The 17,723-nt window shown below is 70.4% G+C and carries 19 protein-coding genes and 3 pseudogenes; 12 read left to right on the plus strand and 10 right to left on the minus strand.

The genetic code is table 11. From position 1 onward, the window contains the following. Nucleotides 1–11 precede the first annotated feature (11 nt). The gene (locus tag LQ326_RS37615) at nucleotides 12–164 is read left to right on the plus strand and encodes a hypothetical protein (RefSeq protein WP_234543566.1); all 153 of its coding nucleotides are present in this window, start codon (nucleotides 12–14) and stop codon (nucleotides 162–164) included. Next, nucleotides 124–327: a DUF6233 domain-containing protein gene (locus LQ326_RS37620; protein WP_234543616.1), complete on the plus strand. Its 204-nt coding sequence runs from the start codon at nucleotides 124–126 to the stop codon at nucleotides 325–327. Before LQ326_RS37615 ends, LQ326_RS37620 begins: the two co-directional genes overlap by 41 nt. A gap of 260 nt (nucleotides 328–587) precedes the next feature. Here the strand turns inward: LQ326_RS37620 and LQ326_RS37625 are convergent, their stop codons facing one another. Genes LQ326_RS37625 through LQ326_RS37640 form a run of 4 tightly spaced genes read right to left on the minus strand, consistent with a single transcriptional unit; the run spans nucleotide 588 to nucleotide 5,477 of the window. After that, complete coding sequence (locus LQ326_RS37625) at nucleotides 588–2,228, minus strand: glycoside hydrolase family 13 protein (protein WP_234543567.1); 1,641 nt, start codon at nucleotides 2,226–2,228, stop codon at nucleotides 588–590. A gap of 56 nt (nucleotides 2,229–2,284) precedes the next feature. Next, nucleotides 2,285–3,118 carry a carbohydrate ABC transporter permease gene (locus LQ326_RS37630; protein ID WP_234543568.1) on the minus strand — a complete coding sequence of 278 codons (834 nt, stop codon included), beginning with the start codon at nucleotides 3,116–3,118 and terminating at the stop codon, nucleotides 2,285–2,287. Further along, a complete protein-coding gene (locus LQ326_RS37635; protein WP_234543569.1) occupies nucleotides 3,115–4,167 on the minus strand; it encodes a carbohydrate ABC transporter permease in 1,053 nt (350 codons plus the stop codon). The genes LQ326_RS37630 and LQ326_RS37635 overlap by 4 nt, the downstream gene beginning before the upstream one ends. Before the next feature lie 11 nt (nucleotides 4,168–4,178). Further along, nucleotides 4,179–5,477, minus strand: a complete 1,299-nt coding sequence (locus tag LQ326_RS37640; protein WP_234543570.1) for an ABC transporter substrate-binding protein — start codon at nucleotides 5,475–5,477, stop codon at nucleotides 4,179–4,181. A 369-nt stretch (nucleotides 5,478–5,846) separates the two neighbouring features. Here LQ326_RS37640 and LQ326_RS37645 point away from each other — a divergent pair, with 369 nt between their 5' ends. Continuing rightward, on the plus strand, nucleotides 5,847–6,929 hold the full coding sequence (locus LQ326_RS37645; RefSeq protein WP_308402103.1) for a LacI family DNA-binding transcriptional regulator: 1,083 nt from the start codon (nucleotides 5,847–5,849) through the stop codon (nucleotides 6,927–6,929). 82 nt (nucleotides 6,930–7,011) lie between these two features. Here the strand turns inward: LQ326_RS37645 and LQ326_RS37650 are convergent, their stop codons facing one another. After that, nucleotides 7,012–7,851, minus strand: a complete 840-nt coding sequence (locus LQ326_RS37650) for an IS3 family transposase (protein ID WP_234543571.1) — start codon at nucleotides 7,849–7,851, stop codon at nucleotides 7,012–7,014. Between the two features lie 65 nt (nucleotides 7,852–7,916). On the opposite strand from LQ326_RS37650, the pseudogene LQ326_RS37655 reads away from it, so the two are divergent. Further along, a pseudogene (locus LQ326_RS37655) lies at nucleotides 7,917–8,231 on the plus strand (rod shape-determining protein); the annotation flags it as partial. A gap of 480 nt (nucleotides 8,232–8,711) precedes the next feature. Here the strand turns inward: LQ326_RS37655 and LQ326_RS37660 are convergent. Next, nucleotides 8,712–8,969 carry a hypothetical protein gene (locus tag LQ326_RS37660; RefSeq protein WP_234543572.1) on the minus strand — a complete coding sequence of 86 codons (258 nt, stop codon included), beginning with the start codon at nucleotides 8,967–8,969 and terminating at the stop codon, nucleotides 8,712–8,714. Between the two features lie 3 nt (nucleotides 8,970–8,972). Between LQ326_RS37660 and LQ326_RS37665 the strand changes: the two genes are divergently transcribed. The 4 genes from LQ326_RS37665 to LQ326_RS37680 are packed head-to-tail and all read left to right on the plus strand — an operon-like array spanning nucleotide 8,973 to nucleotide 12,227. Then, a complete protein-coding gene (locus tag LQ326_RS37665) occupies nucleotides 8,973–9,968 on the plus strand; it encodes an FAD:protein FMN transferase (RefSeq protein ID WP_234543573.1) in 996 nt (331 codons plus the stop codon). Next, a complete protein-coding gene (locus tag LQ326_RS37670) occupies nucleotides 9,965–10,687 on the plus strand; it encodes a ferric reductase-like transmembrane domain-containing protein (RefSeq protein WP_234543574.1) in 723 nt (240 codons plus the stop codon). Before LQ326_RS37665 ends, LQ326_RS37670 begins: the two co-directional genes overlap by 4 nt. After that, the gene (locus LQ326_RS37675) at nucleotides 10,684–12,009 is read left to right on the plus strand and encodes an NADH-ubiquinone oxidoreductase-F iron-sulfur binding region domain-containing protein (protein ID WP_234543575.1); all 1,326 of its coding nucleotides are present in this window, start codon (nucleotides 10,684–10,686) and stop codon (nucleotides 12,007–12,009) included. Before LQ326_RS37670 ends, LQ326_RS37675 begins: the two co-directional genes overlap by 4 nt. Further along, nucleotides 12,006–12,227 carry a ferredoxin gene (locus tag LQ326_RS37680; RefSeq protein ID WP_234543576.1) on the plus strand — a complete coding sequence of 74 codons (222 nt, stop codon included), beginning with the start codon at nucleotides 12,006–12,008 and terminating at the stop codon, nucleotides 12,225–12,227. Before LQ326_RS37675 ends, LQ326_RS37680 begins: the two co-directional genes overlap by 4 nt. Nucleotides 12,228–12,322: 95 nt before the next feature. Here the strand turns inward: LQ326_RS37680 and LQ326_RS37685 are convergent, their stop codons facing one another. Further along, nucleotides 12,323–12,865 (minus strand): hypothetical protein, encoded by a 543-nt coding sequence (locus LQ326_RS37685; protein WP_234543577.1) that lies wholly within the window; start codon nucleotides 12,863–12,865, stop codon nucleotides 12,323–12,325. Between the two features lie 98 nt (nucleotides 12,866–12,963). Between LQ326_RS37685 and LQ326_RS37690 the strand changes: the two genes are divergently transcribed. Together LQ326_RS37690 and LQ326_RS37695 are read left to right on the plus strand one after the other, a co-directional pair. Continuing rightward, nucleotides 12,964–13,656, plus strand: coding sequence for a response regulator transcription factor (locus tag LQ326_RS37690; protein ID WP_234543578.1), 693 nt, complete (start codon nucleotides 12,964–12,966; stop codon nucleotides 13,654–13,656). Next, nucleotides 13,653–14,996, plus strand: a complete 1,344-nt coding sequence (locus LQ326_RS37695; RefSeq protein ID WP_234543579.1) for a sensor histidine kinase — start codon at nucleotides 13,653–13,655, stop codon at nucleotides 14,994–14,996. The genes LQ326_RS37690 and LQ326_RS37695 overlap by 4 nt, the downstream gene beginning before the upstream one ends. Before the next feature lie 140 nt (nucleotides 14,997–15,136). Here LQ326_RS37695 and LQ326_RS37700 read toward each other — a convergent pair whose 3' ends face one another. Both LQ326_RS37700 and LQ326_RS37705 read right to left on the minus strand, forming a co-directional pair. Further along, the gene (locus LQ326_RS37700; protein WP_234543580.1) at nucleotides 15,137–15,460 is read right to left on the minus strand and encodes a hypothetical protein; all 324 of its coding nucleotides are present in this window, start codon (nucleotides 15,458–15,460) and stop codon (nucleotides 15,137–15,139) included. Between the two features lie 35 nt (nucleotides 15,461–15,495). Next, nucleotides 15,496–15,921 (minus strand): hypothetical protein, encoded by a 426-nt coding sequence (locus tag LQ326_RS37705; RefSeq protein ID WP_234543581.1) that lies wholly within the window; start codon nucleotides 15,919–15,921, stop codon nucleotides 15,496–15,498. A gap of 134 nt (nucleotides 15,922–16,055) precedes the next feature. Here LQ326_RS37705 and LQ326_RS37710 point away from each other — a divergent pair. Next, nucleotides 16,056–16,279, plus strand: a pseudogene (locus tag LQ326_RS37710) (hypothetical protein); the annotation flags it as partial. A 32-nt stretch (nucleotides 16,280–16,311) separates the two neighbouring features. Beyond that, nucleotides 16,312–16,454 (plus strand): annotated as a pseudogene (locus tag LQ326_RS48910) (ISAzo13-like element transposase-related protein); the annotation flags it as partial. 112 nt (nucleotides 16,455–16,566) lie between these two features. Here LQ326_RS48910 and LQ326_RS37720 read toward each other — a convergent pair. Beyond that, on the minus strand, nucleotides 16,567–17,691 hold the full coding sequence (locus LQ326_RS37720) for a golvesin C-terminal-like domain-containing protein (protein WP_234543582.1): 1,125 nt from the start codon (nucleotides 17,689–17,691) through the stop codon (nucleotides 16,567–16,569). Nucleotides 17,692–17,723: the final 32 nt, after the last annotated feature.

Raw genomic sequence — 17,723 nt, forward strand, 5'->3', positions numbered from 1 at the left:
TCGAGATAGACGTGGCAACCGCCGCGACCGCGGCCCTGCGCGCCATCGAGGCAGAGCGGGCCGACGCGGCGTTCCCAGGACCGACGGTGGCGTTCACCCGTCTGCTGCGGCTGCTTCCGGCCTCTGCGCGCGGGGCGGCGCTGCGGCGACTCGCACGCGGCTGAACGCACCGGCGCGAGGCCATCGAGGACACCTCGCTGCCGGAACCGGACCACGAGGACCGACCCCAGGGGCGGCCGCGACGAAGCCCGCCGGCTCCTCACCGCAGACGCAGTACCGGCCTGCACGATCTGCCACCCCGACACCCAGCTGCACATCATCGACTGAGCCCTGGGACGACATCACCGCCTGGCAGGCAGCCTGCCTCGCCAGGGCGCAGGCTGATCATGCGCAGTGGCCCGTGGACGTCGCCCTGGCGCGGCCCGCGACGCAGCTCCCGTCGGGCTTGTGGGCTTATGAGATCAAGTTATGGACAGGGTTTGCAGCTGTCCGTTGTCCAACGGGTCAGGGCCTCTCCGATCAGCGGCGAAGTGACACCGGAGAGGCCCTGACGAATCGGGAGGGGGCGCTACCCCCGAAGTGAACCGTCAGACTTGGAGCCAGATCGCGTGGTCCGGTTCCAGAAGTCCGTCCGTGATGGGGCCGCTGGCCAGCAGGGTCGCGGTGTGTTCGGGCAGCCGGTACGGCTCGTCCGAGAGGTTGACCACGCACAAGAGACCGGGGGCGCGGCGGAAGGCGAGGACCCCGACGGGTGCGTCGACCCAGGCGAGGCTGCCGTCGCCGAGGGCGGGGTGGTTGCGGCGCAGGTGCAGGGCGGTGCGGTACAGCTCCAGCATCGAGGTGTGGTCGCCGGTCTGGGCCTGCACGCTGCGTTCGCTCCAGTTCGCGGGCTGCGGCAGCCAGGGTTCGCCGGAGGCGTCGGCGGGGCTGAAGCCGAAGGGCGCGCTCTGTCCGGACCAGGGGATGGGGACGCGGCAGCCATCGCGGCCGCGGTCGGTGTGGCCGGAGCGTTCCCAGATGGGGTCCTGGAGGACGGCCTCGGACAGGTCTTCGACTTCGGGCAGGCCGAGTTCGTCGCCCTGGTAGATGTAAGCGCCGCCGGGCAGGGCGAGCATCAGTAGGGCGGCGGCCCTGGCACGCCGGGTGCCCAGTTCCAGGTCGATGTCGCCTTCGGGCTGGTAGCGCTGGTTGGGGACCCAGCGTGCGACGGTCTTGCGGGCGTAGCGGCTGGTGTGGCGCATGACGTCGTGGTTGGACAGCACCCAGGTGGCTGGCGCGCCTACACCGCTGAGCATGGCGAGGGAGTCGTCGATGACGGTGCGGAGGTCCTTGGCGTCCCAGCTGGCCATGAGGAAGTCGAAGTTGAAGGCGGTGTGCAGGCCGCCGGGGCGGACGTAGGCGGCGAGGCGTTCGGGGGTGTCGGCCCAGGCTTCGGCGACGAAGGCGCGCTCGCCGTCGAACTCGTCGGCGATCTTGCGCCAGGTGCGGTAGATGTCGTGGACCTCGTCGCGGTCCCAGTGTGGGTGCTGGACGTAGGGGCGGGGCTGGCCGTCCGCCGGGGCGGGGAGTGGCGGCAGGTCGGGCAGTTCGGGGTCTTTGGCCAGGCCGTGGGCGACGTCGATGCGGAAGCCGTCGACGCCCCGGTTGAACCAGAAGCGCAGGATGGACTCGAACTCGGTGTGGACGTCGGGGTGTTGCCAGTTGAGGTCGGGCTGTTCGGGGGCGTAGAGGTGGAGGTACCAGTCGCCGTCGGGCAGGCGGGTCCAGGCGGGGCCGCCGAAGCAGGAGATCCAGTTGTTGGGCGGCTCGGCGCCGTCGGGGCCGCGGCCGGGACGGAAGATGTACCGCTCGCGCTCCGGGCTGCCGGGGCCGGCGGTGAGGGCGGCCTGGAACCAGGTGTGCTGGTCGGAGGTGTGGTTGGGCACGATGTCGGGGATGATGCGGATCCCGTGCTCGTGGGCGTCGGCGATGAGCTGTTCGGCGTCGGCGAGGGTGCCGAACAGCGGGTCGATGGCGCGGAAGTCGGCGACGTCGTAGCCGCCGTCGGCCATCGGTGACTTGTACCAGGGGTTGATCCACAGGGCGTCCACGCCGAGCGACTTGAGGTAGGGCAGGCGGGAGCGGATGCCGGCGATGTCGCCGACGCCGTCGCCTCCGGAGTCGGCGAAGCTGCGGACGTAGACCTGGTAGATGACGGCGCTGCGCCACCAGGGCGTGGTGGAAGGCATGGTGCTGAAGGGTCCTTTGAAGCGGGGTGTGGGGGATCCGGTCGCCGGGAGGGCGGCTACTTGGCCGCGCCTGCGGTCAGGCCGGCGACGATGCGGCGCTGGAAGATGAGCACCATGATCACCAGGGGGACGGTGACCAGGACGCCCGCGGCCATCTGGCTGCCGAAGGGGACGTCGAACTGGGTGGCGCCGGTGAACTTGGAGATGGCGACCGGCGCGGTCTGGATGCTGGGCCGGTTCGTCATCGACAGGGCGATGAGGAACTCGTTCCAGGCGGCGATGAAGGCGATGATCGCGGTGGTGAAGATGCCCGGCGCGGCGATCGGGATGATGACCTTGCGGAACGCCTGGCCGCGGGTGCAGCCGTCGATCATGGCGGCTTCTTCGAGTTCGTCGGGCATCTGCTTGAAGAACGTGGTCAGGTTCCACACCGCCAGCGGCAGCACGAACGACATGCTCGGCACGATCATCGCCTGGTAGGTGTTGATCCAGCCGATGTCGGTGAACAGTTTCAGCAGCGGGACCACGATCGAGACGACCGGGAACATCGAGGTGGCGATGATCAGGGTGAGGATGAGCCGCTTGAAGCGGAAGTTCAGCCGGGCCATCGCGTAGGCGGTGAACGTGGCCAGCAGCAGGGCCAGCACGGTGGTGGTCCCGGAGACGATCAGGCTGTTGAGCAGTGCGCGGCCGAAGCCCTGGGAAGGGCTGAAGACGGCCCGGTAGTTCTCGAACGACACCGAGGTCGGCAGCAGTGAGGTGTCGAAGATGTCGGAGGTGCTGCGCAGGCTGGAGACCAGCATCCAGTAGAAGGGGGCCAGGCAGTAGGCCACCACCGAGGCAACGCCCAGGTAGAGCAGCCAGGTTCGCCATTTCACGGTCGCGGTCATGCCGATGCCTCCGCGCCGCCGGACACCGCGGTGCGCCGGAGCTTGTTCTTGCGCTTGGCCTTGGGCCCGCCCACGTCGCCCACCAGGTCCGTGCCCAGCAGCCGGACGAAGCCGAGCGCGATGAGGAAGACGTAGAGGAACAGCAGCACCGCGTAGGCGGCGGCCGGGCCGAAGCGGACGTTGGACGCCTCGTTCTGGGCGAGCATGGACAGGGTTTCCACCGAGTTCTTCTGCGCGCCGATCAGGAGGTAGGGCAGGTCGAACATGCGCAGCGCGTCCAGGCAGCGGAAGAGCACCGCGACCAGCAGGGCGGGCTTGACCAGGGGCAGGGTGATCCGCCAGAACTGGGCCAGCGGGCCGGCTCCGTCGAGGCGGGCCGCCTCGTAGACCTCCTTCGGGATGACCTGTAGTCCGGCCAGGACGAGCAGCCCGATGAAGGGCGAGGTCTTCCACACTTCGGCGATGATGACGGCGACCTTGGCGTGGAAGCCCTCGGTGGTCCACAGGACCTGGCGGCCGATCAAGGCGTTGGCGATGCCGTCGCTGTTGAAGATCCACCGCCACAGCAGGCCGGAGATGGCCGTGGGCACAGCCCAGGGAATGAGGATGCTCGCGCGGATCAGGGCCCGGCCGCTGAACGCCTTGTGCATGATCAGCGCCATCGAGACACCGATCAGGGTCTCCAGGCCCACCGTGACGACGGTGAAGAAGGTGGTGTTCCAAAAGGCGTTCCAGAACCGGTCGCCGGCCTCGCCGAAGATGTCGGCGTAGTTCTGCAGGCCGACGAACGGTTCGGTGTCGCTGATGAAGCCGGTCTTGGGGTCCAGGCCCTTGGTCCCGTACAGCGACTCCTTGAACGCCATGACCGTCGGGTAGAGGACGACGACGGTGAGCACCAGGAGCGTCGGCGACACCAGCAGTGCCGCCGTACGCCCCGAAGCCGCGGTCGCCCAGGCCCGCTTGCTCGCCTTCACCGGCGCGGATCTCCTTCCGACAGGACCACCGGGGGTGCCCGCGGCGGCGCCGGACGGGATGTCGGTGTCGACCACGGCTTTGCTCCTCACTGTGCCGCGGACTTCTGCAGTTCGCTCTGCAGGTCCTTCAGCGCCTGCGCGCTGGACTTGTCACCGTTCAGAGCCGCGTACGCCTCCTGCTGGATCGCCGAGGACGCGTCGCCGTACTGCACCACCCGCGGACGGGGCACGGCACCCAGGATGGACTTCTTCAGCACCGGCAGGTACGGGTACTGCTTGACCAGCGCCGCGTCGTCGTAGAGGGACCCGTACGGCGGGGCCATGGAGGCGTCCTTGAGGAACGTCGCCGCGCTGGCCTCGCTGGTGAAGAACTTCATGAAGTCCAGCGCGGTCGCCTTGTTCTTGGCGAACGAGGACAAGGCCACGTTGTGGCCTCCCAGGCTGGAGGAACCGGCCCCGGTCAGGCCGGGCAGCGGCGCGACCGCGAACTTGCCCGCCACCTTGCTCTTCTCGGCCAGAGAGTACACATACGGCCAGTTCCGCAGGAAGATCAGCTTGCCGGACTGGAACGCCTGGCGGCCTTCCTCCTCCTGGTAGGTGATGGCCTCCTTGGGGATCGTGCCGTCCTTGAAAGAGTCGACGAGGAAGTCCAGGCCCTTCTTCGCCGCAGGCGTGTCGACGTCGGGCTTGCCGCTGGCAGCGGTGATGACGCCGCCGGCGGAGTTCACGGCCTCGGCGAAGTTCACCGTGAGGCCCTCGTACTTCTGGAACTGGCCCGCGTAGCAGTCCAGGTCCTTGGCCTCGGGCAGCTGCTTGACCTTGGCGCAGTCGGCCTTCATCTCGGCCCACGTGGTGGGTGCGGCGCTGATGCCGGCCTTCTTCAGCAGGTCGGTGCGGTAGTACAGCACGCCGCCGTCGGAGGACTGCGGGACCGCGTACAGGTTGCCGCGGTACTTGCCCGTCTCCACCACCGGCTTGAGCATCTTGTCCAGCGGGAACTGGTCGGCGGGCAGCTGGTCGATCCACTGGTGGGCGGCGAACTCCGAGGTCCACACCACGTCCATCCACAGCACCGTGTAGGCGTCGGACTTGGTCTCGGCGTTCTGGATCATCTGCTGGCGCTGCTGGTTCACGTCCGCCGGCAGCTGCACGAAGGTGACCTTCTCTTTCGGGTGCTGCGCGTTCCAGCTGTCCATCACCTTCTGGACGACGCCGGAGCTGTCCTTGGCAGCGGCGAACGTGATCGGGCCGCGGCCGGTGAACGAGGGGCTCTTCGACTGGCCCGAGGAGCTGTCGCCGCCGGAGGAGCCGCAGGCGGTGAGGACGAGCCCGGCGGCGACGAGCACGGCCGAGCACTGAAGGACTCTGGTGGTTCTGGCGTTCACTGTCTCTCCTGGACGTGCGGAACCGAAGTCTCGGTGGGGGCGCCCTGTAGGGAGTAGCTACCGAGATGACTCTGGGATGCCTCTGTTATGGGACTGTGCTGTCACGGCATTCTGTAGATCAAAGGCGCAGGTCAACGCATCGAAGGATGACTTCACGGTGACGGCTCTGCCTCCGCTGAGACAACGCTTGCACCGTAGGAGCGCGTCTGGCGGAAGTCAATGCGTAACGTCGCAGTAGCACCGATGAAGCAGGGGGCAAATATCGTGCCTATATGTGATGCAACCGGTCATCGTTCCCTGCTGAAAGACTTGAGACAGCGCTGTCATGAAGGCTCCCACCAGAGGGTCGAACTGTGCTAACTTCCGCTCATGTCACCAGCTCAGCGGCACCCGACCCTGGCCGACGTCGCCGAACGTGCGGGGGTCTCCCCGTCGACCGTTTCGCGCACCATGCGCGGCCTGACATCGGTTTCGCCCGACGTCCGGGCCCGGGTCGAGCAGGCCGCCCGCGAGCTGAACTTCGCGGTCTCACGTCAGGCATCCAGCCTGGTCACCGGCCGCACCGGTGTCATGGCGGTGCTCGTACCCACGCTCGACTCGTGGTTCATGGGGGCGGCACTGTCCAGCCTGGGTCCGCTGCTGCGGGAGGCGGGCATGGAGATGACCGTCTACGTGGTCCCCGACCTGGCCGAGCGGGCCGAGTTCTTCGACCGCCTGCCGGCCCGGCGCAACGCCGACGCCCTCCTGGTGTTCTGCTTCGACCTCACCAAGGAGGAGACCGCCCGCCTCGACGACCTCGCCATGCCGGTCATCTACATCAGCCAGCACGTCGAAGGCCGCCCCAGCGTCTACGTCGACGATGTCGCCGCCGCCTGCAGGGCCACCCGCCACCTGATCAACCTCGGACACCGCCGCATCGCCTTCGCCCACAACGCCAACGCCCGCGGCTTCAGCTTCAGCTCCCGAGAGCGCCTCCTCGGCTACCAGCAGGCACTCACCGAGGCAGGCATACCGCTGGACGACGACCTGGTCGTCACCACGCCGCCCCGCGACAAACGCGGCACCACCCAGGCCGTCGGCAACCTGCTCAGCCTGCGCGAACCACCCACAGCGATCTTCGCCGAGCAGGACGAACTCGCCGCCTCCGTCATCTCCACGCTGCGCGCCGTACAGATCGAGGTGCCTCAGCGCATCTCCGTCCTCGGCTTCGACGACCAACTGATGGCCGAATGGCTCGACCTGTCGACCGTCGCCCAGTCGCCGTCCGACCTGGGCCGCGCCGCTGCCGGACTCGCCCTGGAACTCATCAACGACCCGCAGACCGACCGCGGCCGGCACATCGTCCTGCCCACCCACCTCATCCCACGAGGAACCACAGCCCCACCTCCTGCTCACCCCAGCGAGCAGGAAAGTTCCGGCGGGCAACCGCAGGGAGCGGACCGAACGCACTGACCTGCGTTTCCCCGTCCGGCATCCGGCCACGCCAGGCCAGTCCCATCAGGTGGTGAAGGATGGCGCCTGGTCCCAAGCGAGGTCAGGGCCGTGATGGTGACGAGGCCCGGATGCGGGCGGGCAGGGGGACGACGGTGGCGCCGCTGCACAGGGCGTGGTTTTCGAGGGCGAGCTGACGGATGGCCTCCTCGTACAGGGCGAGGGTGCGGCGCAGGTCGGTGTTCTCCTGCCGCAGTCGGCGCAGGTTCTCCTCCTTCGTCTCATCTCTCTTCGGCCGGTCTGTGTGCGTCTCCGCGCGGACTGCGGGGATCCGGGGCCGGAAGCGGGTATCGATCAGGTCGGCGTAGTGGCGGTGGAAGGGGGCGTGGGGAATACCGGGGCCGTGTTGGCGCATGAGCCGCTCGACGCGCTTGCGGTTCACCATCGCACCGCCCTCGCGGAGCTCGGCGGTGATCCGCTTGGCGCCGTACGTCTTCCCGGACTCTGAGTGGATCTTGCGTATCCGCCGGGTGAGCGCGGCGGTGGCCTTCTTCGCAGCCCGCGCCGGGGCAGTCTTCAGCCACCGGCAGAACCCGGACCGAGACAGATTCAGCACGGTGCACAGCCGCTTCACGCCGAAGGCGTCGCGATGGTCGGCAACGAACTGGAAGCGGTTCACCAGTGCCCTACCTTGATTCCCGGGAGGATCCCGGCCATTCGTAGGGTCGTGGACCTGCTTACGCAAGGCCGCGATCTCCGCGTCCTTCGTGGACTCCGCGAGCGCCTCGGGCCGCTCGGTGTTCTCCGCGGTCTTGATCCACTGCCGCAGCGTCTCGTGGTTCACGCCGAACTCGGCGGCGATGCGTGAGACGGGCCGGTGCGACGAACGGGCCGGCGCCACCGCGTCCGCCCGGAACCCCGCCGAGTACTTGTAGGTCCCCACATGGGACTCCTCTCACTGGACTCAAGATCCAGTGTCGAGGTGTCCACGATCAAGGTGGAGGGCCCGTCGACACCGCCGCCGTACGCAACGCCATCCAGACGCCGCTGACCGCCGTGCTCGACAGCATCGGCAAGGTGCTGCGCGAGTGCCCGCCCGATCTGGTCACCGGCCTGGTCGACCGGGGGATCATGATGGTCGGGTCCGCGCTGCTGCCCGGCGTCGACCGGATGCTGATCGAGGCGATCGGCATCCCGGTGCACATCGCCGAACGGCCCGGTGATCTCGTCGGGATTCCGCCGCCGGGGTCGCGGCCGGTGACACCGAGCCCCCGGCTCCTCGGCTCCGTAGCCCGGTCACGGGCCCCGGCCCCTCCGTCATGACCGGCACCGGCCGATCGAACCGTCGCTGTGTCAGGACCGGCGGTCAGCAGAGGCACCGCACCGGTGGCCGGCCCTCGCGCCATGACCATAAGCCATCGTCCCGTGACGAACCGGTCACGGCGGCGCCCGGCCATCCGAGATTAGCGTCCTCTTAGGGGGGCCTTAACCCCCTCTCCGCTGGGGTGAGACGGCACGCACGGGGATCTCCACCACACAGGAGCCACCGCCCCGCAGGGCCCCCGAGGGCCGTGACCACCAGGCAGGAGCGAACAGCATGAAACACAGGGACACCGCCGGCGCGGAGCGCCACGACGGCCTCCGGAGGCTGTCCAGGTTGACCTGGCGTGTCACCCAGCTCAGCGCGCTGGCCACGGTGGCCTTCGCCACGCTCTTCACGCGGTCCGCGCCGGTCGTCGCCGACACCCAGACACCCGGCACCGAGTCGGCTCCGGGCGGGGTCGGTGCGAGCGCCTCCGCGTCTCAACCGGCCTCCGGACCGGAGTCGCCCTCGGCCTCCCCGTCCGCCTCGCCGTCCACCTCGGCCTCCCCGTCCGCCTCGCCGTCCACCTCGGCCGGCGCGAGCAGGTCCCGCACGCCGACCACCACGACGACCACGCGCTCCGCCGCGCCCGCCCCGGTGGTCACCCGCAGGACCACCGCGCCGGTGATCACGCCTACGACCACTGCGCCGAAGCCGACACCCAAACCCACGCAGACGACGTCGTCGCCGAGTCCCAAGCGATGAGCGGCCCCGCCCGGCCGGCCGGCCCCGTCGCGCCGCTTCCCGGCATCGCCCACGCGGAACTCCGGGCTCTGGGTACCGTCGCCGCCCTGCTGGTCGACGAACCCGCGGCGCTGGACGAGGCCCGCGGGCTGCTCGACGCGGAACTCGCGGCGATCGACCTCGCCTGCTCCCGGTTCCGCGAGGACTCCGAACTCAGCGCGCTCAACCGGGCCGGCGGCCGTCCGATGCACATCAGCGACACCTTCGTCGACGCGCTCGGCGTCGCCCTCGACGCGGCGGCGGCCACCGACGGCGACGTCGACCCGACGTGCGGCGGCGTGCTGGTCGACCTCGGCTACGACCGGGACTTCACCGAGGTCGCCCGGGGCGGCGCCGGGACGGTCGTGACCGCGCGGCCGGTACCCGGCTGGCGCGTGGTCGAACTCGACCGGGAGACAGGCGTGGTGCGGGTTCCGGCGGGGCTGGTGCTCGACCTCGGGGCTACCGCCAAGGCCCTGGCGGCGGACCGCGCCGCCGCCCGGATCCACGCCAGCGTCGGCTGCGGCGTGCTGGTCAACCTGGGCGGTGACATCCGCGTCGCGGGGCCGGCACCGGACGACGGCTGGCGGGTCCTGATCACCGACGGCACATCCACCGCCGCCGAGGACCCCCGCCCCGCGCGCGCCGGCGAGGCGCACCGGGCCGTCGCCATCACCGAGGGCGGCCTCGCCACCTCCGGAACCGGGGTGCGCCGATGGCGACGCGGCCGGGAGACGGTCCACCACATCGTCTCCCCGGCCACCGGGGAGTGCGCGCCCTCCCACTGGCAGACCGTGACGGTCGCCGCGTCGACGTGCGTGGGCGCGAACACCGCCTCGACGGCCGCCATCGTACGAGGGGCGGCGGCGGCGGGCTGGCTCGAAGAGCTCGCCGTGCCGGCGCTCCTGGTCCGCCCCGACGGCCGCGCCACCTTCACCGGCGCCTGGCCCCACCTCCACGGAACAACCGGATGACCACGATGACCACTCCTCTTGCGCTGCCCTTCGAGGTGTCCTTCGACGGACCGGGACTGTGGTACGCGACGCGTGCCACCGGGCTCGTCGCGCTGCTCCTTCTCACCCTCTGCGTCACGCTCGGTGTTCTGACCACGGTCCGTTTCACGAGCCCGAAATGGCCGCGCTTCGTCACTGTCGGCCTGCACTCCAACACGTCCCTGCTCACCACGGTCTTCCTCGCTCTGCACATCCTGACCACGGTCGCGGACTCGTACACCGACATCCGTCTGAGCGACGCCTTCCTGCCCTTCGCCGCGAACTACCGCCCCGTCTGGCTCGGTCTGGGCACGGTCGCCTCCGACCTGTTGATCGCCCTGATCGTCACCAGCCTGGTCCGCGTGCGCATGGGACACCGAAGCTGGCGCGCGATCCACTGGCTCGCGTACGTCAGCTGGCCGGTCGCGATGGTGCACGCGTTCGGCACCGGCACCGACCCGTCCACGGTCTGGGTGTCGGCCCTGGCGCTGGTCTGCCTCGGCACGGTCCTGGCGGCGTCCGCGTGGCGGCTCCTGACCGGCTGGCCCGACCGCAAGGGCCTGCGGCTGGCGGCGGCGACGTCGGTGGCCGCCGTGGTGCTGGCCGGCTGGGGATGGGCGAGCAGCGGACCGCTGGCCCCGGGCTGGTCCAAGCGGGCTCTCGCGCCCGTGACGCACGCCTCCACGGTGTGGTCGTCATGACGCTGACCACCACGACCCGGAACCTTCCCGCCGCGCCGCGACTGCCCAGGCTGCTGGCCGGAGTCCCGCGCGACAGGGCGGCCGGCCTCACCGAGCACCTGGCGCTGCACGGGCGCCCGCCCCTGGGGGAGCCGGGCGACCGCGACCGCCCGGACCGGCTGGTCGACCGCATCGAGCGGTCCGGACTGACCGGCCGGGGCGGCGCGGGGTTCCCGACGGGACGCAAGCTCCGCTCGGTGCTGGACGGTCGGGGCACGCCGGTCGTCGTGGCCAACGGCGCGGAGGGGGAACCCGGCAGCGCCAAGGACCACCTGCTGCTCTCCCGGGTGCCGCACCTCGTGCTGGACGGGATCTCTCTGGCGGCGTGCGCGGTGGGCGCGGACGAGGCGTACCTCGCCGTGCACCGTACCGACACCGCGGTGCTCGCCGTGCTCGGCCAGGCCCTGGCCGAGCGGCGGCAGGCCGGCCTGGACCCGGTCCCGATCCGGCTGGCCGGGATACCCGGGCGCTATGTGTCGAGCGAACAGTCGGCCATCGTCCAGTACCTCAACAAGGGGCCGGCCATGCCGACCTTCGCACCGCCACGACCGCACGAGCGCGGCGTGCACGGCCGTCCGACCGTGGTCAACAACGTCGAGACGCTGTGCCACCTCGCGCTGATCGCCCGCCACGGCGACGTGTGGTTCAGGCAGGCGGGCACCCCCGGCGCGCCGGGGACGACCCTGGTCACGGTCAGCGGCGCCGTGGGCCGGCCGGGCGTGTACGAGATCGAGATGGGCGCTCCCGTCGGGCACGTCGTCACCCTGGCCGGGGGGCTGGTGGAACGCGCCGGGGCGATCCTGGTCGGCGGTTATTTCGGCACCTGGATTCCGGCCGACACCGCCTGGTTCACCCCGCTGACCCACGCCGACCTGCGGGCGATCGGCGGCGCCATGGGTGCCGGGATCATCATCGTGCTGCCGGAGTCGTCCTGCGGGCTGGCCGAGACCGCACGGGTGGTCCGCTACCTCGCCGAGGAGACCGCCGGGCAGTGCGGGCCGTGCGTAAGGGGGCTCCCGGAGCTGTCCAACGAGCTCGTCACCCTCGCCTACAGCGGTGGCCGGGGGCGCACGCTCGCCCGGGTCGAGCAACTGGTCGAGCTCGTCGAGGGCCGCGGCGCGTGCAAGCACCCCGACGGGGCGGCCAACCTGGTGCGCAGCGCGCTGAAGACGTTCGCCCAGGACGTGTACTGGCACGACGACGACCGTCCCTGCACGGGGCTGGAGCGCCCGCCGCTGCTGCCCCTGCCGGACGATCAGGCACGAGACTGGGAGTTCCGGTGAGGTACAGGCTGCGCGTCAACCCCATCACCTGCGAGGCGCACGGCATGTGCGCCGAGCTCCTGGGCGAGATCATCGACCTGGACCCGTGGGGATACCCGATCCTCGGCTCCGACGCGGTGCCCCCCGATCTGGTCGGGCACGCAGAGCGCGCCGTGGTGAGCTGCCCGACGCTGGCGCTGATCCTGGACCGCTCCTCCCATGCCCGGGCACGGGCCTGACCGAGTCCGTGGCACGGCTCCGCGCACCGTTCCGGGCCGGGGTCGGGCATGTCGGCGTACTCCCCCGCCCGATGCCGGAAGGGGTCCGTCCGGGCTCAGTGGTGGTGGTCGTCGTCTTCGTGCTCGGAGTCGTCCTCGGACCTGGTGGAGACCTGCGCCGTGGGGATGCCCGAGGAACAGCTGACCCGCAGGACGACCAGCGTGCGGGAGGCCGCGAAGGTGACGGAGGCGACACGCGAAGGCCCCCGGAACACCGACCGCACCTCGTATCCCTGCGCCGGGCTCCATGAGGCGAGGTACGCCCCCGACACACCGCACGCGGCGAGCGCGGTGCCGCCGGACGAGGCCACGGCATCGGTGTGGCCGGCGGTCTGCGGTGCCGATACGGCCGGAGCCGAACGCGAAGGGCTGGGTTCGGCGGCGGGCTGCGAGCCGGCGTGCGGACCGCCCGTGGGGGCGGCGGTCGGATCCGAGGAGGCGGCCGCCAGCGCGCGGGCGACGTCGTCGCCGCTCCAGGTGCGTACCCGGCCGGTGTAGATCCCGTCACCGAGTGCTGAGATCGCGAGGAGGCTCAGGGTGGTCGCCAGGGTGGCGCCGACGGTCCAGGCGGCCACGCCTCCCCATATGCGCGCGTGCATGGACGGCATCATGGCGCCCCGCAGGCTAAGCCCGGGTAAAGGCTTCGACAAGTCCAGGCCTTAGGCAGTCGGCACCGGCTCGGTTATCGTATGGCGCCATGGCACAGCTGCTGCTCGTGGAAGACGACGTGGCGATACGCACCGCCCTCACCCGTTCCCTGACGGAGCGAGGGCATGCGGTCACCAGCGCGGGCACCGGCCTGGAAGCGCTGCATCTGGTGGTGGAGCGTCAGCCGGATCTGCTGCTGCTCGATCTGGGACTGCCCGATCTGGGGGGTTACGAGGCCCTTTGCATGATTCGCGCGATCAGTGATGTGCCGGTGATCGTCGCCACGGCCCGTGACGAGGAGGCCGAGATGATCCGGGTGCTCGATGCCGGAGCCGACGACTACCTCGTCAAGCCGTTCGGAGCGGGCCAGGTCGACGCCCGGATACGGGCCGTGCTGCGCCGCACCGCGGCCGACGAGGCGGGCGGGGCGGAACCGACGGTGGTCGGCGGCCTCGCCTTCCATCCGGATGCGCACGAGGCGCGGCTGGAGGGCCGTCTGCTGGAGCTGAGCCCCAAGGAGTTCGCGCTGCTCCATTACCTGGCCGTGCACGCCGGGCAGGTGGTGCCCAAGCGCGATCTGCTCACGCACATCTGGCGGCAGCCCTACGGAGGCGCGGACAAGACCGTGGACGTGCACCTCGCCTGGCTTCGGCGCAAGCTCGGTGAGACGGCGCAGGAGCCCCGCTACCTGCACACGGTGCGCGGAGTCGGTATCAAACTCGTGGATCCGACCCGGTCGTGAGACGGCGCCTCGTGCTTCTGGTGGTGGCGACCAGTTCTCTCGTCCTGGTCGCCTTCCTGCTGCCACTCGGGCTGCTCGTGCGCACCGTCGCCGCGGACCGCGCGATCGACGGTGCCGTGACCCGGGCCCAGTCGCTGACGCCCCTGGTCGCCACGCTGGAAAGGACGCGGCTGGCTCAGGTCGTCAGGCAGCTGGACACCGAGACCCCCGACAGCCCCATGACCGTGTTCCTCGCCGACGGCGGCACCGTGGGGGCGCCGGCGCCGCGCTCGCAGGCCATGCGCCTGGCCGCGAGCGGCCGCAGCATCGTCGCCCAGGCGCCGGGAGGAGTCGAGGTCCTGGTCGCGGTCCAGGGACTGCCGGACGGCACGGCGGTCATCCGGGTCTTCGCCCCGGAGTCCGAACTGCGCCACGGGCTCGACGCGGCCTGGATGCTGCTCGGCGCGGTAGGAGCCGGGCTGCTGGTACTGAGCATCCTGGTGGCCGACCGGCTCGCCCGTTCGCTCGTCCGGCCGCTCAGCGATCTGGCGCGTGCCTCCGACCGCCTCGGCACGGGCGACCTGACGGCCAGGGCGACGCCCGCCGGCCCGCCGGAGGTACGCAAGGTCACAACGGCGCTCAACGCCCTGGCGGGGCGCATCGGAGAACTGCTGACGAGGGAACGCGAGTCCGTCGCGGACCTCTCGCATCGCCTGCGTACCCCGCTGACCGCGCTGCGCATCGAGGCGGAGTCGCTGACCGACCCCGAGGAGAGCCGGGCCATCGGCGAGGGACTCGACACGCTGGAACGCACCGTGAGCGACATCATCCGGGAGGCGCGCCGCCCGTCCCACGGAGGCCTGTGGGCGGTCTGCGACGCCGTCGCGGTCGTACGGGAGCGTGCCGACTTCTGGTCGGTGCTCGCGGACGAACAGCGACGGCCGATGTCGGTCCGGATACCGGAAGGCCCGATCCCCGTGCTCGTCTCCGCCGAGGACCTGGCGGCCTGTGTGGACGTGCTCCTGGACAACGTCTTCGCGCACACGCCGGACGGAGTCGGCTTCGGCATCGGTCTCTCGCCGCGGCCGGGCGGGGGCGCACGGCTGACGGTGCGGGATGCCGGGCCGGGATTCATCGGAGGCCTGCCCACCGAGCGCGGCGCCAGCCAGGCGGGCTCCACCGGACTCGGCCTCGACATAGCGCGGCGTACGGCGAAGACGGCCGCCGGAACACTGGAGCTGGACAACGGGCCGACCGGTGGCGCGTGGATCACGCTGGAGCTCGGCGCCCCGCCCGGAGCCCAGCCGCGCCGACACCGGCGCCATGGGCGTCTCCCCCACGCCGGCACCGGCTCGCGTTGACCGCGCCCCCGTCCCCTCGCGGAATCCGGGACGGAACCCTGCCGGTGGCTGGTCCCACGGGTGTACCCGGAACCCGGACGGCCGGCTCCTCGCCTTCTGGTATCTGAGATTGACTCTGTCGGTGATCTTGATGGCCGAGGTCAACTGCCGAAGGTTCGCCAGGACTTTGACCGGGGGATTTCGTTGACCTGCCCCTGGGGGCATGTGACCTGTCGGCGGTCGAAGTCGATGTGGAAGTCGTCCCGGTCGAAGCCTTCGTTCCTGCGGTGCTGGCGGGTGTGGATGCCCGGCAGCGGTCCGCTGACGGTGACCTGGTGTTCGCGGGAGGCTCGTTCCAGGTGGACCAGAGAGGTGTAGCCGCCGTCGACCAGGTGCTCGGCGGGCAGCAGCCCGCGACGAGTCAGGCGGGTGTGGATGCCGGTCAGGGCCTGGCCGTCGTTCGTGGCGGCGGACGTGGTAGCCACGTCCGTGATCATGTTGGCGCTGTCGGAGGCACACGTCACGGTGAGGTGGGCGGCGAACCCCTTCCAGCGGATGATGTGCCCATGGCGGACGTAGCGGGCCGTGTGTCGTAGGGCGAGACGAGGAGGAGGGAAGGCGGCAGGCCGCCGTCGGCGGCGGTGCGCCAGCGCAGGCAGCCAGCCGTGTCGCGGTGGTAGTTCTGCACGATGATCTGCCGTAGCGCCTCGGCCTGCGGTCCGTGCCGGTGGATGTGTTCCAGCAGTCGGCAGGCGTCGTCGCCGGCGGCGAGGATCCTGGTCTTGGGCCGGGTGGGGTTCTTGCCCAAACGGACCGGCCGGCCGTAGCGGCGCCCCCACTCCTCGTCGCCCAGGACGGCCGGCAGATGCTCGGCCGTGCGTGCCACTTCTTCCAGTGCGGCACGGACCGCCTCGGTGACCAGTTCCAGCCGGGTGAGGACGCACATTGCGGCCAAGACATGGGATGGAGTCGCCGCCCGGGCAGCCCCGCCGCGAAGCCACCACAGACACCATCGGCGCAAGGCGTTACCCGTACCTGAGGAGCTTTGCCGGAAAGACCTCTGATCCCTGTCCCCTCACGATGCACCGTTGTCCATCGAGGCGACGTCTCGCAGAGCGTTGCCAGACCCGACTACGCGCACATATGGCCGCTGAGAGGGGTATCTCCCGAGGGTGTGCGCCGAAGCGGGTGAGCCGTCGACGTCGTACGGAGAACTCGGACTCCGTGACCGGTCGAGGCCGCACCGGCAGCCGCGGGCCACCGACGACGTAGTTGTCCGGAGCGAGGAACTCCGCCTCGCTCATACGTGATCCGCAGCGTGGATCCGTGTCTGTGACCCGCGCTGCTGGCACTTGTCGAGCCAGATGTGCGGGGGAATCCGATGTCGCCCCTGAGCCGGCGACGAAGCCGCCCCGGAATCCCGCAGCCGAGCTCGCCCGTCAGGGACACAAGGTGAGCTCGGACACGGTCGGGAACCTGCCCTGGTCGGCGGACTACAAGAACGGCGGGCGCCAGTGGCGGCCCGAGGCCGAGCCAGTGCTGGTCAAGACGCTCGAGGACGACGTGCGGCGTGGCCGTATCGGCCGTCCGGCTAGGCCGTCGGCACGAAGGCCAGTGCGTCCCAGGCGATCGAGTCGTCGCCGGTGCCGTTGTCGGCGGGCGAGCTGAGCGAGACGCTCGGGCTGCCGTGGAACGCGTATGTCCCCAGTGACACCCAGGCGTTCCTGCCGCCCGTGTCCTGGTCGATCGTCTTCTCCTCCGCCGTGCCGTCACCGAGTTCGATACGGTACGTCGCCGTGGGCGCGTTGGCCTCGTGGTCCGGGAGGTGCACCATGACCTCGGCCTCGCCGTCGATCCTTCGGTCAGGTGTCCAGACGCCGGTGACGACCGAGTCGGTGTAGCTCGGCGCCCGGGTGTGCGTCATCCAGAAGTGGCCGCCGAATCCACCACTGAGCTGATGGAAGTCGATCTTCGACGGGTAGACGGTCGCCCCGTTCTGCTGCGCGGAGCCGAACGTGAAGGTGAGCGTGCCCCGGCTGGTCCAGTTCCGCTGCCCGGCGCACGGGTTGATGCCGCCGGTCCGGAACTTCACCGTGTTGGGCACGTCGTCGACGATCAGCGCGTTGCGCGGCAGAGTGGAAGCGCAGGCGGTCGGGTGGACCGCGGCGACCTGCGGCTCGGGGTCGGTCGCCCGGTACTTCAGCACCTCGATGCCGCATGTCTGCGGGCAGTCCGTCCAGGTCACCGGGAAGTGCGTCCAGCACTTGAAGTCGTCCCGCTGACAGGGTCCGGCCGGCTGGCTCGACCCCTCGGCCTTGTGCGGCTTGGATGTGTCGCAGTCGTTCAGGCCGGGCTCGCAGAACACGTCCCGCGGCGGCTGGGCATCCTGCGGGTTGCCGGTGGGCCAGTGGCCGACCGTGAAGGCCTGGACCGTGGCACCTGTCGTCGGATCCTTCTTCTGCTGGGAGTACGCCGCCCAGCCCATCACCCGCTCCTCGTAGGACCACAGGTTGGGAGTGCGGGCGTCGTCGTAACCGCGGGACAGGAACATCTTCCGGTCCGGCGGGTAGACGCTGTTGGCCGGGTTGTTGAACCAGCCCAGGCCCCACGGGGCGGAGGCGTCGGAGGCGTTGGGCAGGTTGAAGCCGCTGTTGTAGGCCCACAGCGCGTAGAACCAGTTCTCCAGGTACTGCGGGTCGCCGTCGTTGACCAGCATGCCGTGGCCGTACAACTGGTTCCACTTGCTCT

Origin of the sequence: Streptomyces shenzhenensis, assembly GCF_021462265.1 — a bacterium.
GTDB classification, from domain to species: Bacteria; Actinomycetota; Actinomycetes; order Streptomycetales; family Streptomycetaceae; genus Streptomyces; species Streptomyces shenzhenensis.

Excerpts from the sequence above, each read along its gene's own strand:
- LQ326_RS37625 (WP_234543567.1), bottom strand. The coding sequence starts at position 2,228 with ATGCCTTCCACCACGCCCTGGTGGCGCAGCGCCGTCATCTACCAGGTC.
- LQ326_RS37630 (WP_234543568.1), bottom strand. The coding sequence starts at position 3,118 with ATGACCGCGACCGTGAAATGGCGAACCTGGCTGCTCTACCTGGGCGTT.
- LQ326_RS37645 (WP_308402103.1), top strand. The coding sequence starts at position 5,847 with ATGTCACCAGCTCAGCGGCACCCGACCCTGGCCGACGTCGCCGAACGT.
- LQ326_RS37665 (WP_234543573.1), top strand. The coding sequence starts at position 8,973 with ATGAGCGGCCCCGCCCGGCCGGCCGGCCCCGTCGCGCCGCTTCCCGGC.
- LQ326_RS37670 (WP_234543574.1), top strand. The coding sequence starts at position 9,965 with ATGACCACGATGACCACTCCTCTTGCGCTGCCCTTCGAGGTGTCCTTC.
- LQ326_RS37675 (WP_234543575.1), top strand. The coding sequence starts at position 10,684 with ATGACGCTGACCACCACGACCCGGAACCTTCCCGCCGCGCCGCGACTG.
- LQ326_RS37685 (WP_234543577.1), bottom strand. The coding sequence starts at position 12,865 with ATGCACGCGCGCATATGGGGAGGCGTGGCCGCCTGGACCGTCGGCGCC.
- LQ326_RS37690 (WP_234543578.1), top strand. The coding sequence starts at position 12,964 with ATGGCACAGCTGCTGCTCGTGGAAGACGACGTGGCGATACGCACCGCC.
- LQ326_RS37705 (WP_234543581.1), bottom strand. The coding sequence starts at position 15,921 with ATGTGCGTCCTCACCCGGCTGGAACTGGTCACCGAGGCGGTCCGTGCC.
- LQ326_RS37720 (WP_234543582.1), bottom strand. The coding sequence starts at position 17,691 with ATGCTGGTCAACGACGGCGACCCGCAGTACCTGGAGAACTGGTTCTAC.